General features: G+C 30.7%; 15 protein-coding genes. 14 read left to right on the top strand and 1 reads right to left on the bottom strand.

Translation table 11 applies throughout. The features are described 5' to 3' along the window. Positions 1 to 81: 81 nt before the first annotated feature. The 6 genes from Q0K54_RS11020 (at position 82) to Q0K54_RS11045 (ending at position 7,093) form a co-directional block, all read left to right on the top strand. Positions 82 to 1,647, top strand: a complete 1,566-nt coding sequence (locus tag Q0K54_RS11020) for an Hsp70 family protein (RefSeq protein ID WP_294581287.1) — start codon at positions 82 to 84, stop codon at positions 1,645 to 1,647. A gap of 2 nt (positions 1,648 to 1,649) precedes the next feature. Continuing rightward, positions 1,650 to 3,155: an Hsp70 family protein gene (locus tag Q0K54_RS11025; protein WP_294581288.1), complete on the top strand. Its 1,506-nt coding sequence runs from the start codon at positions 1,650 to 1,652 to the stop codon at positions 3,153 to 3,155. A 16-nt stretch (positions 3,156 to 3,171) separates the two neighbouring features. After that, positions 3,172 to 4,731: an Hsp70 family protein gene (locus Q0K54_RS11030; protein WP_294581289.1), complete on the top strand. Its 1,560-nt coding sequence runs from the start codon at positions 3,172 to 3,174 to the stop codon at positions 4,729 to 4,731. Between the two features lie 21 nt (positions 4,732 to 4,752). Further along, positions 4,753 to 4,995: a DUF3781 domain-containing protein gene (locus Q0K54_RS11035; protein WP_294581291.1), complete on the top strand. Its 243-nt coding sequence runs from the start codon at positions 4,753 to 4,755 to the stop codon at positions 4,993 to 4,995. A gap of 203 nt (positions 4,996 to 5,198) precedes the next feature. Continuing rightward, positions 5,199 to 6,221, top strand: coding sequence for a zinc-binding dehydrogenase (locus Q0K54_RS11040; RefSeq protein WP_294581293.1), 1,023 nt, complete (start codon positions 5,199 to 5,201; stop codon positions 6,219 to 6,221). A 17-nt stretch (positions 6,222 to 6,238) separates the two neighbouring features. Continuing rightward, positions 6,239 to 7,093, top strand: a complete 855-nt coding sequence (locus tag Q0K54_RS11045; protein ID WP_294581294.1) for a GRP family sugar transporter — start codon at positions 6,239 to 6,241, stop codon at positions 7,091 to 7,093. 175 nt (positions 7,094 to 7,268) lie between these two features. Here the strand turns inward: Q0K54_RS11045 and Q0K54_RS11050 are convergent, their stop codons facing one another. After that, complete coding sequence (locus Q0K54_RS11050; protein ID WP_294581295.1) at positions 7,269 to 8,282, bottom strand: substrate-binding domain-containing protein; 1,014 nt, start codon at positions 8,280 to 8,282, stop codon at positions 7,269 to 7,271. Positions 8,283 to 8,424: 142 nt separating this feature from the next. Here Q0K54_RS11050 and Q0K54_RS11055 point away from each other — a divergent pair, with 142 nt between their 5' ends. The 8 genes from Q0K54_RS11055 (at position 8,425) to Q0K54_RS11090 (ending at position 15,241) form a co-directional block, all read left to right on the top strand. After that, positions 8,425 to 9,024: a TetR/AcrR family transcriptional regulator gene (locus Q0K54_RS11055; protein WP_294581296.1), complete on the top strand. Its 600-nt coding sequence runs from the start codon at positions 8,425 to 8,427 to the stop codon at positions 9,022 to 9,024. 11 nt (positions 9,025 to 9,035) lie between these two features. After that, on the top strand, positions 9,036 to 9,893 hold the full coding sequence (locus tag Q0K54_RS11060; protein ID WP_294581298.1) for an aldo/keto reductase: 858 nt from the start codon (positions 9,036 to 9,038) through the stop codon (positions 9,891 to 9,893). An 18-nt stretch (positions 9,894 to 9,911) separates the two neighbouring features. Further along, positions 9,912 to 10,763 (top strand): aldo/keto reductase, encoded by an 852-nt coding sequence (locus Q0K54_RS11065; protein ID WP_294581299.1) that lies wholly within the window; start codon positions 9,912 to 9,914, stop codon positions 10,761 to 10,763. A gap of 268 nt (positions 10,764 to 11,031) precedes the next feature. Then, positions 11,032 to 11,661, top strand: coding sequence for an NAD(P)-dependent oxidoreductase (locus Q0K54_RS11070; RefSeq protein WP_294581301.1), 630 nt, complete (start codon positions 11,032 to 11,034; stop codon positions 11,659 to 11,661). Between the two features lie 83 nt (positions 11,662 to 11,744). Then, on the top strand, positions 11,745 to 12,608 hold the full coding sequence (locus Q0K54_RS11075; RefSeq protein ID WP_294581302.1) for a Sir2 family NAD-dependent protein deacetylase: 864 nt from the start codon (positions 11,745 to 11,747) through the stop codon (positions 12,606 to 12,608). 2 nt (positions 12,609 to 12,610) lie between these two features. Next, positions 12,611 to 13,369, top strand: coding sequence for a protein-ADP-ribose hydrolase (locus Q0K54_RS11080; RefSeq protein WP_294581304.1), 759 nt, complete (start codon positions 12,611 to 12,613; stop codon positions 13,367 to 13,369). A 148-nt stretch (positions 13,370 to 13,517) separates the two neighbouring features. Then, positions 13,518 to 14,357 (top strand): aldo/keto reductase, encoded by an 840-nt coding sequence (locus Q0K54_RS11085; RefSeq protein WP_294581305.1) that lies wholly within the window; start codon positions 13,518 to 13,520, stop codon positions 14,355 to 14,357. A 14-nt stretch (positions 14,358 to 14,371) separates the two neighbouring features. Further along, complete coding sequence (locus Q0K54_RS11090) at positions 14,372 to 15,241, top strand: aldo/keto reductase (RefSeq protein ID WP_294581307.1); 870 nt, start codon at positions 14,372 to 14,374, stop codon at positions 15,239 to 15,241. The last annotated feature ends 188 nt before the right edge of the window (positions 15,242 to 15,429 follow it).

Here is a 15,429-nt window from a genome sequence, read left to right on the forward strand (position 1 = left end):
ACGGAGCAACGTGGCAACATGGAAGATGATTTGAATTTAGAAACTGATAACGAATATGGAATGTAAATGGAGGGGAAGATTATGTCAATTTTAGTCGGAATTGATTTAGGGACAACTAATAGTGCCTGTGCAATTTATGAAAATAAACAATTACAATATATTAATTTTGATGGGTCAGAAATATTACCATCTTGTTTATATGAAGATGATAAAGTTTTATTGATTGGAAAAAAGGCAAAATCAAGAGGATTGTTGCATCCAGAAAATTATGTCGCTTCAGCTAAACGATATATGGATGATCGAAATTATCGTTTTAATGTAAATGGTAAAACTTACAGTCCTGAAGATGTAGCAACTGAAGTTTTGAAAAGAATTTATAATGAAATTAAGGAACAAACTGGAGAAAGTGATATTAGTGCTGTAATTACGATACCGGCTATTTTTAGGGACTATGCTATTGAAGCGACGATCAGAGCAGGACGTCGAGCTGGATTTAAAGATGTAAAAACTTTAAAAGAACCTATTTCATCTGTTATTGCTAATGGAATTGAAGAAAAAGCCGATGGTAATTATATGGTTATTGATTTAGGTGGGGGAACAACAGATATTTCAATTGTTACTGTAAAAGGTAATGATTATTATACTGCTAGTGTTGGTGGTGATGATAAATTAGGTGGTGATGATTTTACTAATGTCATCGTTAAGATGATTGAAGATGAAATCCTAAATGAAGAAAGATATGGTCATTTAGATGTTTCTTATGATAGTATTGCTCAAAATCCACTTTTACAAAGTATTTTTCCATCTAATGAAAAATATCGACAAATGAAACAAAAGATACTTAATGCTGCTGAAAAAGCAAAGCAAGCTTTGAGTTACGAATCCCAAACAGTAATTGATTTACCAGATATTTATAAAATTAATGGTGATACAATTTCTTTGTCGATGACAATTACGAGATCAGATTTTGAAAAAAGTGCTAGCCGATTATTCAATCGTTTCCAGGAAACAATTGAAGATGCGCTAAAAAGCGTAAAAAGAGAAGAAAATATTGATAAAAAGGATATTAATAGAATTGTTTTTGCCGGAGGCTCAATGAATTTGCCAAAGGCCAAAGAAATTATAAAAAAAATGTTTACACAAGAGCCATTAGATAAAGATTTAGATAAAATTGTGGCCGCTGGTGCTGCAATTTGGGCTGTTGTTGCCTTTGATGAAAATAAAAAAGGTACGGGAACTAAAGAGGTTGATATCAATCTAAAAAATAAACTTCCTTACAATTTAGGTGTTGATTTATTTGATGGCAGCTTTAGTCCTATTATTGAACAAGGAACTACATACCCACCAGAAGTCAAGAAAACAAGACCATATACAACAATTCGTGATGATCAAACAACGATTGTTTTTAATGTTTATGAGGGAAATGAATTATCTAATGCTAAAGATCCTGCTAATAAAAAAATATACCATTTTGAAATAAGTGGATTAAGACCAATGCCAGCAGGTAAAGCGAAAGTTGATGTCACATTTACTTTAAATGAAGAAGGTATGTTGTATATTCATGCTGAGGATTTAGATGGTGTTGCGCCACCATACGACAATCGTGATAATCCAGTTAATTGGAATGCTGAAAGGAAAACAAAGTAAAAATGAAAAAGATAGGAATTGATTTAGGAACAACTAATACAGTTGTAACTATTAATGATAATGATCAAATCAAAATTGTACCAATTGATAACGATAACTTATTACCATCAGTTTTTTACTATAATGAAAAAAGAAAAATCAAACTAGTAGGTAAACGGGCCAAAAATCGCGGTTTAATGGATCCAGATAATTATATTAAATCTACCAAGCGTTCAATAGATTCACCAGAAAAAAAATTTACAGCTTCTAATAAAACATTTAGCAGTGAAGATGTTGCGGTTGAAATTCTATTAAAAGTTAAAGAAGCTATCTATCAATACTTAGGACATGAAGAGGAATTAGAAGCAGTAATTACAGTACCTAATAACTTTACAACTAGTGCCGTCGAAAACACTAAAAGTGCTGGTATTCGAGCAGGCTTTTCTAAGGTTGAAACTTTAAAAGAACCGATAGCATCAGTTTTAGCTTATGGTGAAGAGATTAGACCCGATAATCATGCCATCTATTTTGTCTGTGATTTTGGTGGTGGAACCCTAGATATTGCTGTAATTAGATATGATGGTAATGAATATGAAGTTATTGCTACTGGAGGTAATGAAAAACTTGGTGGTGATGATTTTACTAATGCCATGATTAATTATCTTAATAATCAAATAATGGAAAAAGAAGCCTTAGATTATTCACTAGATTCAATTGAAGATAATGTTTTATTAAAAACAGTTTATGATAGTAATGTAACTTATCAAAGAACGAAAGCCAAAATTGCCCAAAAAGCTGAGGCAGCTAAGGTAGCTTTAAGCTATGAAACAAGTGTTAATGTGGCTATAGGCGAATTATGTGTTAAAAATGATCAATCAGTTACTTTCGAATGTGCTGTTACAAGTGAAGATTTTAACCAGTATTCTGAAGTGAAACGGTTATGGCGTGATTATAAAGAAGCAATCGAAGAAGTAATTGAAAAATTGAAAAGAGAAGATATTGAAGTTAGTGATATTAATCATGTTATTTTTGTTGGAGGTTCAATGAATTTACCTGAGGCTAAAAGAATTGTTCAAGAATTAATACCAGCCAATATTTTAGAAGATAATTTAGATACGATCGTTGCTATTGGAGCAAGTAGTAAAATGACCACTACTAAACAAATTACTCCAAGAGTAAATTTCAATTTGGGATTAAAAGTAGAGGGGGATAAAATCTCGGTAATTATTCCAGAACAATCAAAATATCCTATTGAGGCTTCTAAAATATATACTACGCTTGAAGATAATCAAACGATGATTTCTTTTGAAGTATATGAAGGAAATATTGTAGATGATGTATATGATAAAAAGAATCATTGGTTAGGTAAATTAGATTTAAGTGGTATTGAAATGAAAGAAGCAGGAGAGCCACAAATTAAAGTTACTTTTTCTTTAAATCAGGAAGGTATTTTGAAAATTACTGCTTTAGATTTATCTAATAATCACCAAGTTGATACCGAATTGAATTGGCAAGAATTAAAATATTAAATTGGAGGAATAATTTATGGCCATTACAGTAGGAATTGATTTAGGGACAACTAATAGTGCGTGTGCTATTTATAAAGATCGCCAATTACAATATATTAAATTTGATCATCTAGAAATACTACCATCATGTTTATATGACGATGGTAAAAGTTTATTGATTGGTAAAAGAGCTAAAGCCCGGGGATTAATTCATCCCGAATATTATATAGCATCAGCTAAACGAAAAATGGGAGAAAGTAATTATTATTTTAAAGCTGGTAATAAAGAATATAGCCCCGAAGATGTCGCAACTGAAGTTTTAAAAAGAATTTATAATGAAATTAAGGAACAAACTGGAGAAAGTGATATTAGCGCTATAGTTACAATTCCCGCTAATTTTAGAGATTATGCCTTAAATGCAACTAAACGAGCTGGCAGAAGAGCTGGTTTTAAAAATGTTAGAACATTAAAAGAACCCATTTCTTCCGCTATTGCTAATGGTATTGGTGATAATGAAACTAATGGAAAATATATAGTTATTGACTTAGGTGGTGGTACATTAGATCTTTCAGTTGTTTCTGTCAATAAATATAAATTTAGAGTACTGTATACTGGTGGTAATCCAGACTTAGGCGGTGATGATTTTACCGATGTCATTATTAAAATAATCGAAGATGAAATCTTAAATAATGAACAATACGGTTATTTGGATGTATCTTATGATAATATTGATGCTAGTCCAGTTTTACAAAATATATTTAAAAGTAATGAAGAGTATTTAAAATTAAAATCAAAAATTGCAGATCATGCTGAAAAAGCTAAGATTGCTTTAAGTTATGAACAAACTACTTACATCGATATTCCAAAGCTATACAATAGAAATGGAAATGATATCAGTTTTTCGATGGAATTATCAAGACAGCGATTTGAACAAAAAGCGCAAAGATTATTTAATCATTTTCAAGATAGTATAGAGGATGCATTAAAAGCTATTCAAAGAACTGAAAATTTGACGATTGATGATATTGATAAAGTGATTTTTGCCGGTGGATCAATGAATCTTCCTAAAGTAAAGGAAATAGTCTATAATTTTTTAAAAAAAGAACCTTTGGATAAAGATTTAGATAAAATTGTGGCCGCTGGTGCCGCTATCTTTGCCTATTCAAAATTTGAGGATGAAGGAGATTTTGATAAAACCGGGACAAAAGAAAAATTAGAAGTTTCTGATATGCTATACTATAATTTAGGAATTCTTGTTAATAGTGGTGAATTAAGTCCGATTATTGAAAAAGGAAGCATGCATCCACCAGCTATCGAAAAAACACGTGCTTATTATACACCAACCGATTATTGTACTAGTCTTCATATTGCAATTTATGAAGGAAATGTTTTATCAAACGCTAAAGATCCTGCTAATAAATTACTTTATGAGTTTAATATTAATGGCTTAGCAAGTAAACCGGCTGGTAAAGTAAGAGTTGATGTAACCTTTAGGTTAGATGAAGAAGGAATTTTACATGTTCGTGCTGAAGATGTTGATGGCATAGCTAAACCGTATGATAGTGATGTTAATTGGAATGAATTAAAAAAACAGTAGATTAAAAAGGGGTTGATCCTTATGGAAAATACATTACTTGCAAAGATTGAAAAACTACATACGACTAAAATGGGTGTTGATCGCATAAAAAAGAATCTTAATTTAAAAAATGATGATGTCGTGACTTATTGTAAAGATAAAATTTTAAAAGAAAATGCTATTATTTATAAACAAGGTAAGAATTGGTATGTTGAAGTTGATAAGATTAGAATTACAATCAATTCATCTAGTTATACGATAATTACCGCGCATATTATTAAATAATATACTAATAATAAATCCTGCTAAAGCACATTAATGGTGTTTGAAAAGCAGGCTTTTTTCTTTGGAATAATTAAAAAATTATTTTTAAAATATGAAAAATATTTTAAGTTCTGTCTATTGAGATTTATGAGTAATGGAGTATAATAAAATTAACAGTGCACGTGCACGGAAAAACATTTATATATGAGAGGAGAGATAAAATTATGAAAGCTGTTGTATTTGAAGATGTTGGACGTTTTGCAGTTAAAGATGTTGCAAAACCAACAATAAAAAAGGGAACTGATATGTTGGTTAGAGTAGATGCCTGTTCTATTTGTGGAACGGATGTGCATATCTTAGCTACACCACCAGGAGTTAATGCGACAAAAGGGATTATTTTAGGACATGAAATGGTAGGAACAATTGAAGAAATTGGTGAAGATGTCAAAGGATATCAACCAGGTGACCGTATTGTAATTGATAATAATATTCCATGTGGATATTGTGAGGAATGTCAAACTGGACATTATAACACTTGTTTGAACATGAATGCTAAAGGTGTAGATAGTGATGGGGTATTTGCTCAATATGTAGTTGTACCAGATAGTGCAGCTACTAAAGTACCAGCTTCATTACCTGATGACTTAGCTGTTTTCGCCGAACCAGTAAACTGTTGTATGGGTGGTATTCAAAAATTAGGAAATATGATGCCTGGTCAAAGTGCTGTTGTTTTAGGGGCTGGACCAATAGGTCTTTATTATTTGAAGTTATTACAATTAAAAGGAGCAGGAAAAGTTTTTGTTTCTGAGGTTTCTGAATATCGCTCAAAATATGCTCGGGATATGGGAGCAACAAGAGTAATTAATCCAACTAAAGAAAATTTAGCAGAAATTATTAAAGCTGAAACCAATGGTTATGGTGCTGATATTGTAATTGATGCAGTTGGTACATTATTGAATGATGCTTTATCATGTGTTCGAGCTTCTGGAACTATATTGTTATTTGGATTAAATGGTAATGCGACACAAACAATTTGTCAAAGTGATATTGCAACTAGAAATATTTCTATTTTAGGTAGCTATATTGGACACTTTACTTTCGAACCAACAATTCAATTGTTAAGTAGTGGTATTGTTGATTTTAGAAATATGATTACTCATCGTCTAACATTAGATGAATTTGGAATTGGGTTAGATGCAATGCGTAAAGGTGAAGCGTTAGAAGTTGTATTATATCCAAATAAATAAAAAGGAGATAAGAAAAAATGGATTTATTAATCGCTTTAATCCCAGCTTTAATGTGGGGAATCAATCCAACAGTGATTGGCAAAATTGGTGGTAAACCAATTCAACAGCAATTAGGAACAGCTTTTGGAGCAATGATTTTTGCAATAGTTGTGTTTATAGTAATGCAGCCACAAGTTACTATGGCAGTTGCTTTGGGTAGTGCTATTTCAGGACTATTTTGGAGTGTAGGGCAATTATTACAATATAAATCTTATCAGTTATTAGGAACTTCCAAAGCATTTGCAATTTCTACAGGGTTTAATTTAGTACTTAATTCTTTATTCGGTGTAATTGTTTTTAATGAATGGGATACTACTACTAAATTAACTTTAGGTTTTGTAGCATTGGCAATTATTATTTTGGGAGCAGTTTGTACTTCTTATAGTGATAATAAAGAAGAATCTAATACTAAAGCAGGGGTTATTATTTTAATAATTGCAGCAATAGGATTTACAGCATACTCATGTGCACCACGTTTTGTTAATGCTGGTGGGATTGAAGCAGTATTCCCTCAAGCAGTTGGAATGGTCATTGGTTCTTTGATCTTATGTTTATTTGAACCTAAAGATATTAAGAAATTTGATGTGATAACTTTTAAAAATATGTTACCAGGTTTGATTTGGTCAGTAGCTAATATTGCTTTGATTTATGCTAATTTATTAAATGGAGTGGCAATTGGATTTACATTATCACAAATGTGTGTTGTTGTTTCTACAATTTGTTCATTAGTGTTCTTAAATGAAAATAAATCTAAAAAAGAATTGAAATATACTATTATCGGTGTTGTATTGGTAACAATTGGATGTATATTAGTTGGATGTACTAAAATTTAAAAAAGAGGATTTAGTGTAAACAGAGTATTAAAAGTAGAAGTTACTTATAGACAAAGAATCTATTAAAAGAGTGTAAATATATTTATCAAATAAGTTCTACTATGATATTTAAGAAAAATATGCACACTAACGGATGAAGTAAATTAAGGGAGCTTTCAAGATGTAAAGCTCCCTTTTAAATATTATATTGATTATAGATATGAATCGGTAAATACTGAGGCCCTTGTGGCAATTGTTTTTTATGAATCAAATATTCGCATAAACATGTGATAGTCTGATACCCCTGTAAAAAAGCATTTTGATCAACAATGTAATCAATTTCCCCATTAGCTAAAGCATCATGATATTCAGGCATTAAATCAAAGCCTAAAATATAGGGCTTATTAGATAAATTAAGATCTTTTATGGCTTTAACGATCATATCGACATGAGAACCCATGGAAACAATTGCATCATAAGATTTTTTTGATAAAGTATCATAAATATAACGATAAACTTCATTGATTTTGTCATGAGTATAAAAAACATCGGAAAGATAAATGCTAGGATAAGATTTTAAAACTTGTTTAAAGCCTTCAAGTCGTGATTGTTGCGATCTAATAATAGAATCACCACTTAATAGTAGAATCGTACTGTTTTCTTTTAATATATCTTTAATTAAACCACCAATACACATCCCTCCTTTATAATCATCGATTCCAATAAAACCGGTTCGTAAACTATTTGATAAATCAGTATTCATTGTCATGATTGGTATTTTTTGTTGTACCAGTGAATTAACTTTTTCTAAAACTATTTCATTATCTAAACCAACTAATGCCAAGGCATCAACGATAGGTTCTAATTCATTTAAAGCTTTGATATAGTCTTTAACCTCCAGGTAAGGGATATGTCGGATTTCTAATTCAATGTGATAATCTTTATATGTTTTAACTGCCTCTAAAGCACCATTTTTTATTATTTGAAAAAAAGAATTATGTTTTTCTAATAAAATTACGCCAATTTTATAACTTTTTTTTCTAGCTAAAGCACTTCCAATAGCGTTAGGTTGATAGTCATATTTTTCTATAATACTAAGAATTTTTTGCTTAGTTTCTTTAGAAACGTTACCGCGATGATGTAGTACCCGATCGACGGTTCCTCGAGAAACACCAGCCATTTTTGCAATTTGAGAAATTGTGAGTTTCACAAATACCACCTCTATTTAATTATTATAATAGCACGATAAAGTTTAGTAAAGGTTATTAATTTTTATAATATTTAAATTTCGTTGAATAAATTCATTAACTTTATTCAACGAAATGGCAAAATATAGTCGAGGAGGGCATATGATGGGTAAAAGACAGGAGGCCAAATTAGAAACCAGAAGAAAAATTATTGAAGCAGTAAGAGAGTTGCTTAATGAAAAAAAAGCCGAAGATATCAATATTGAAGAAATTACGACTAAAGCACAGATCGCTAAAGGAAGTTTTTATACTCATTTTAAAAGAAAAGAAGATGCGATTTCAGCCATTGCTTTATCAGAATATGAGGTTATTAAAGATTTAGCAGCAAATTTATCAGGCAGTGTCTATGATCAAATCAGTTATTATTTAAAACAATCAGTTATGATCATTGAAAAAAATACATTACAGGTGGCTCAACAATGGATGAAAAGTGTTACGGCTCCATTAGAAAATGAAGATACAGGAACTACTAAATATCACTATGACCAAGAAGCTATCAAAGAGATTTTGATGGAGGCTATTAATTCTAAGGAGTTAAAAGATACTCTTCCAGTTAATATAATTATTAATATCATTATTGATAATTATTATGGAGCAGTAGCTACCTGGTGTATTAATGGCGGTCAAGAGCGAAGCTTGATTGCTAGTATTGAAAATTATTGTGAATATAGTTTAAAACCATTAATAGATATTTATAAAAATTAAGGAGTGAGATTATGGAATATGTTACATTAAATAATGGAATCAAAATGCCAATGGAAGGCTATGGTGTATATCAGGTGCCTGATTTAGATCAATGTGAAGAAGTTGTTTATCAGGCTATTAAAACTGGATATCGTTTGATTGATACTGCAGCAGCATATATGAACGAAGCGGCTGTAGGGGCTGCGATAAAAAAAGCTATTAATGAAGAAATTGTTACTAGAGAAGAATTATTTATAACGACTAAATTATGGGTTCAAGATTATAATGATGTTCAAAGCGCTATTGATCGATCATTAGATTTATTAGGATTAGATTATATTGATTTATATTTATTCCATCAACCAATGGGAAACTATCTAGCTGCTTATCAAGTCATGGAAGAAAATTATCGTGCTGGTAAATTTAAAGCGATTGGTGTATGTAATTGTTATCCTCATGTTTTAGCTGATATTTGTGAAACAGTTGAAGTAATACCAGCTGTCAATCAAATTGAATTACATCCATTTTTTCAACAACCATTAGCTTTAAAAACTGCTAGTGAATATGGAGTGGTTTTAGAAGCCTGGGGACCATTTGCGGAAGGAAAATATGGGATTTTTAGTCATCCTGTTTTAATAGAAATCGGAAATAAATATCATAAAACACCAGCTCAAGTAGCTTTGCGTTGGAATCTTGATCGTGGAGTTGTTGTAATTCCTAAATCTGTTCATCAAGATAGAATTGAACAAAATTTTGATGTTTGGGATTTTAAACTTGATGAAAGTGATATAGAAGCAATTTCAAAATTAGATACTGGTAAAAGTAATATTGTAAATCATTTTGATCCAGAATTTGTGAAAATGATTCATTCAGTAAAAGTACATGATTAAAAAAGGAAGTGTATAAAGATGGAAATGATTACTTTAAATGATGGAAATAAAATTCCAATTGTTGGTTTTGGAGTTTTTACAATTCCTAATGATGGACCAACTTATGATGCTGTGCTACAGGCTTTAAAAGATGGATATCGTCATATCGATACTGCGGCTGCTTATTTTAATGAAGAAGATGTCGGAAAAGCTATTCGTGATAGTGGGATTCCACGTGAAGAAATCTTTATTACCAGTAAGTTATGGTTACAAGATCATGGGTATCAACAAGCTAAAGTGGGAATTGCCAGATCACTTAGAAAACTAAATGTTGATTATATTGATTTATATTTGATTCATCAACCTTATGGTGATGTCGTTGGTGCCTGGAAAGCTCTTGAAGAAGCCAAAGAAGCCGGTAAGTTAAAATCAATTGGTGTAAGTAATATGACACCTAAAATATACAATCAATTTGTCCCAGAATTTAAAATCAAACCTGCAGTTAATCAAGTAGAGTGTAATCCTTTTTGCCAACAAAAAGAACTTCGTGAAATCATGGCTCAAGATGATGTAAAATTAGAATGTTATTATCCTTTAGGTCATGGAAATCCTGAATTATTAGGTAATGAAGTTGTAACTAAATTGGCTAAAAAGTATGGTAAAAATGCAGGTCAAATCTTATTGCGTTTTGAAACTCAAGATGGCTTGATTGTTTTACCGAAATCAACTAATCCTGAAAGAATCAAAAGTAATATTGATATTTTTGATTTTGTCTTGACTGAAGAAGAAATGACTGAAATGAAAGCATTAGATACTGGTAAGACTAGTCACGATCCTGAAGCTCCAGGAGTTGAAGAAATGCTAAGAAGTGCTTTTGTAATTGAAGATTAAAGAAAAAGAAGATTAGATAGGTTCTTAAAAATTATGATAAGGACCCTTTTTTTCATTAACTTTTATTAATTTTGATTTTGCTATCTTAACAATCTCCTTTCGTTTTACATTTGTTAGTTTATACTTGAAGTATTTTAATCTTATTGAATTTGTGTTAATGAAATATTAAAAAAAATAGATGTAACTATTGACATTACATTAAAGCGGTGTTATATTTTAGATGTAATCAATAGAGTTACAACAAATCAAGAAATGGAGGAAATAGATTATGAAAATTGCAGTAGTATGTGCCAATGGTAAAGCTGGTAAATTAATTGTTAAAGAAGCAGTCGCAAGAGGATTAGAGGTAACTGCGGTAGTTAGAGGAGAAAACCAAACAGAAGCTAAAAATGTTATCGTAAAAGATTTATATGATTTAACTAGTGAAGATTTAAAAGATTTTGATGTTGTAGTTGATGCTTTTGGTGCCTGGGTAGAAGAAGACCTACCACAACATAGCACTTCTCTTAAACATTTATGTGATATTTTATCAGGAAGCAATACAAGATTATTAATTGTTGGAGGAGCTGGAAGTTTATATGTTAATCCAGAACATACAGTATGTGTGGCTGATGGTCCAGATTTTCCTGATGCTTTTAAACCATTAGCTGCTGCTATGGCTAAAGCTTTAAATGAATTAAGAAATCGTAATGATGTTAAATGGACATATATTTCACCAGCTGGAGATTTTCAGGCTGAAGGTGAAAGAACTGGGGCCTATATTCTAGGTGGCGAAGAATTGACATTGAATGATAAAGGTGAAAGCATTATTTCATATGCTGATTATGCCATTGCTATGGTTGATGAAATTGTTAGTGGAAATCATCTTCAACAAAGAATTAGTGTTGTAAGAAAATAATAGTTTGTGAAATTAACCAATAGTTAAAGATTTAATATCTTTTAGCTATTGGTTATATTACAATAAAAGATGAGGTGGTAAGAATGTTTTTTGAACAAGATTATAGTGATTCAGTAGCTAAACTGGCAAATAAAATTAAAGAAGCTGATTGTCTTGTTATTGGGGCTGGTTCCGGTTTATCAACTTCGGCAGGATTGACTTATACTGGTGAAAGATTTCAAAAATATTTTGCAGATTTTATTGATAAGTATCATCTACCAGATATGTATTCGGCTGGTTTTTATCCTTATGAAACATTAGAAGAGTATTGGGCATATTGGTCACGACATATATATTATAATCGTTATATTGAGGCACCTAAAAATACTTATCAAAAATTATTGAAGCTAGTTAAAGATAAAGATTATTTTGTCTTAACGACAAATGTTGATCATCAATTTCAAAAAGCTGGATTTGATAAAAAACGCTTGTTTTATACTCAAGGTGATTATGGATTATGGCAGTGCAGTAAACCATGTCATCAGCAGACGTATGATAATGAAGCTACAGTTAAATTAATGATTAAAAAACAAAAGGATATGAAAATACCATCTGATCTTATACCATATTGTCCTAAATGTGGGGCACCAATGACAATGAATTTACGATGTGATGATACTTTTGTCCAAGATGAGGGTTGGAATCAGGCTTATTTACGTTATGAAGATTTTATTAGAAGACACCAAAATTTAAAAACTGTTTATTTAGAACTTGGGGTTGGAAATAATACACCAGTAATTATCAAATATCCTTTTTGGAAATATACTAATCAAAATAAAAAAGCTATTTATGCATGTATTAATCTTGGAAATAATTTTTGCCCAAACGAAATAAAAAAACAAGCAATTTTAATAGATAATGATATTGATTTAGTGATAAATGATTTATTAGCATTAATGGAGGGATGATCATGGATCAAATTGAAAGATTAAAGTATCTAATTACATACTTAAGTGAAGAAGCAAAAATCGAAATAGATATATCAACGAATCATGATGATCTTTTTAATTTATATCGGGCACTAGTAAATATTCGCGAGGCCAAAGCAATAGATTCAGAATTTTTAAAAGTACAAGATGCGATGTTACAAGTTGAAAATACTAATAAAGGGATTGTTTCATTTGAGGATAATGATGATCAATTATTGGTATGGAAAGGTGATATTACTAGATTAAAGGTTGATGCGATTGTCAATGCTGCTAATAATCGAATGGAAGGCTGTTTTGTACCAGGACACCATTGTATTGACAATGCCATTCACAGTTATGCTGGGATTCAACTTAGAAATAAGTGTCATGAAATAATGAATAAACAAAAGTATTTAGAACCAACTGGCAAAGCTAAAATTACTAAAGGCTATAATTTGCCATGCAAATATATTTTACATACAGTTGGACCTATTATCACTGGAAAAGTTAGTAAAAAAGACGAGGATTTATTAGCATCATGCTATCAAAGTTGTTTACGTCTGGCTGAGGCGTATGGTTTAAAAACAGTCGCTTTTTGTTGTATTTCCACCGGAGTTTTCCATTTTCCTCAAAAATTGGCTGCTAAAATTGCTATTGAAACGGTAAGAGATTATTTAAAGAATTCTAGCATTGAAAAAGTTATTTTTAATGTTTTTAAAGATGAGGATGAAAAAATATATCAAAGTTTATTAAAGAATTGATGATTTATTCACAATTCTTTTTTTTGCTATGCAATATTGTTATACTTCTATTCAGTTTTTATATTGTACATCTTTATAAAATAGAATTACAATATGGTTAAAGATAATAAAAAGTACCTGGATATAAAAATTAGATGAGGTGATGAAAATGGAATATATTACTTTAAATAATGGATTAAAATTACCAAAACTTGGTTTTGGAACAATTGGTCAATCAGGTAATCAAATTACTGAAAATGTTAGTTTTGCTTTAAATAACGGATATCAACTAATTGATACCGCTAATCGTTATGGCAATGAAGTTGAAGTTGGAAAAGGTTTAAAAAAATCCGGAAAGAAACGCGAAAAATATTTTCTAGAAACTAAACTAGGACCAACTCTTTATGAAAATGATCAGGCAATCGATGATACTTTGAAAAGATTAGATGTTGATTATGTTGATGTAATGTTATTGCATCATCCAGTTAATAATTATATTTATGCCTATAAGATGTTAGAAAAAGCTTATAAAGCAGGTAAAATCAAAGCGATTGGGGTATCTAATTTCCCAGTTGAAAAATTACAAGAATTATTTGATCAATGTGAAATTGTACCTGCTTTAATGCAAGTAGAATGCCATCCGTACTATCCAGCTGAAGCCGTAAAAGAATTTTGTGACCAGCATCATATTGCCTTACAATCATGGTATCCATTAGGACATGGTAATACCGGTATGATCAATGATCCAGTTTTCGTAGATTTAGGAAAAAAATATCATAAAACTTCAGTTCAGATAATTTTAAGATGGCATACCCAAATGGGATTTGGATTAGTGCCTGGCAGCAAGTCATTAAATCACATTAAAGAAAATGCTGAAATTTTTGATTTTACTTTAACTGATGAAGAAATGGCATTGATTGCAACAGTAAATAAACATGAACCATTCTATAAAGTTACTAAAGAATCTTTACAAAAACTAGCAACAACTAAATGTAATTTTGAAGAATAAAGGAGAAAGAAACTATGGAATATGTAACATTAAGCAATGGCTTAAAAATGCCTATGGTTGGATTTGGAGTATTTAGAGTTCCTGATAAAAAAGAATGTCAAGAATCAGTTTATCAAGCTATTAAAGCTGGTTATCGGTTAATTGATACAGCTGCTTCATATACTAATGAAGATGCTGTAGGTGCTGCCGTAAAGCAGGCAATTGCTGAAGGAATTTGTAAGCGTGAAGACTTATTTATTACTTCAAAATTATGGGTTCAAGATATGAAAAACTATGATACAGCTCGGTATGGAATCGAAGCATCACTTAAAAAAAGTGGTTTAGAGTATATTGATTTATATTTGCAACATCAATCTATGGGTGATTATTTTGCAGCTTGGCGAGCTATGGAAGATGCTTATAAAGAAGGTAAATTAAAAGCAATTGGGGTCTCTAATTTCTATCCAAATGTTTTAATTAATTTTTGTGAAACAGTTGAAATTAAACCAATGGTAAATCAAGTTGAATTACATCCATACTTTACCCAAGAAGAAGCATTGGAAATAATGAAATATTATGATGTCATTCCTGAAGCTTGGGCTCCATTAGGTGGTGGTCGTTATAATCCATTTGAAAATGAAATGCTTAAAGCAATTGCTGCTAAATATCAAAAATCAGTGGGACAAGTAATTTTAAGATGGAATGTTCAAAGAGGAGTTGTTGTTATTCCAAAATCAACTCACATAGAAAGAATTAAAGAAAATATTGATATTTTTGATTTTGAATTGAATGAAGAAGAAATGAAACAAATTGCTTCATTAGATATGGGTTGTTCTGGATCACGAGCAAAACATTTTGATCCAGAGTTTATTAGAGGCGTATTAGCAAGAAAAATCCATGATTAAAAGTACAGTTTAGGCTGTACTTTTTTTAGGAATATAAAATCTTTGAAATAAAAAAGATGGCAAAAACACTTTTAAATATATCTTCTTTGATAATTACGACTATATTATCTATTTACATGAAAAAGGCAAACTAAGAGATGTTGCTTTTGATAATCTTCAAAAGACCATCCTCTGTTCCTCTATCCATC

This window comes from uncultured Thomasclavelia sp. (assembly GCF_944324745.1).
In the GTDB taxonomy this organism is placed as follows: Bacteria; Bacillota_I; Bacilli_A; order Erysipelotrichales; family Coprobacillaceae; genus Thomasclavelia.

Excerpts from the sequence above, each read along its gene's own strand:
- Q0K54_RS11020 (WP_294581287.1), top strand. The coding sequence starts at position 82 with ATGTCAATTTTAGTCGGAATTGATTTAGGGACAACTAATAGTGCCTGT.
- Q0K54_RS11025 (WP_294581288.1), top strand. The coding sequence starts at position 1,650 with ATGAAAAAGATAGGAATTGATTTAGGAACAACTAATACAGTTGTAACT.
- Q0K54_RS11030 (WP_294581289.1), top strand. The coding sequence starts at position 3,172 with ATGGCCATTACAGTAGGAATTGATTTAGGGACAACTAATAGTGCGTGT.
- Q0K54_RS11035 (WP_294581291.1), top strand. The coding sequence starts at position 4,753 with ATGGAAAATACATTACTTGCAAAGATTGAAAAACTACATACGACTAAA.
- Q0K54_RS11040 (WP_294581293.1), top strand. The coding sequence starts at position 5,199 with ATGAAAGCTGTTGTATTTGAAGATGTTGGACGTTTTGCAGTTAAAGAT.
- Q0K54_RS11045 (WP_294581294.1), top strand. The coding sequence starts at position 6,239 with ATGGATTTATTAATCGCTTTAATCCCAGCTTTAATGTGGGGAATCAAT.
- Q0K54_RS11055 (WP_294581296.1), top strand. The coding sequence starts at position 8,425 with ATGGGTAAAAGACAGGAGGCCAAATTAGAAACCAGAAGAAAAATTATT.
- Q0K54_RS11060 (WP_294581298.1), top strand. The coding sequence starts at position 9,036 with ATGGAATATGTTACATTAAATAATGGAATCAAAATGCCAATGGAAGGC.
- Q0K54_RS11065 (WP_294581299.1), top strand. The coding sequence starts at position 9,912 with ATGGAAATGATTACTTTAAATGATGGAAATAAAATTCCAATTGTTGGT.
- Q0K54_RS11070 (WP_294581301.1), top strand. The coding sequence starts at position 11,032 with ATGAAAATTGCAGTAGTATGTGCCAATGGTAAAGCTGGTAAATTAATT.
- Q0K54_RS11075 (WP_294581302.1), top strand. The coding sequence starts at position 11,745 with ATGTTTTTTGAACAAGATTATAGTGATTCAGTAGCTAAACTGGCAAAT.
- Q0K54_RS11080 (WP_294581304.1), top strand. The coding sequence starts at position 12,611 with ATGGATCAAATTGAAAGATTAAAGTATCTAATTACATACTTAAGTGAA.
- Q0K54_RS11085 (WP_294581305.1), top strand. The coding sequence starts at position 13,518 with ATGGAATATATTACTTTAAATAATGGATTAAAATTACCAAAACTTGGT.
- Q0K54_RS11090 (WP_294581307.1), top strand. The coding sequence starts at position 14,372 with ATGGAATATGTAACATTAAGCAATGGCTTAAAAATGCCTATGGTTGGA.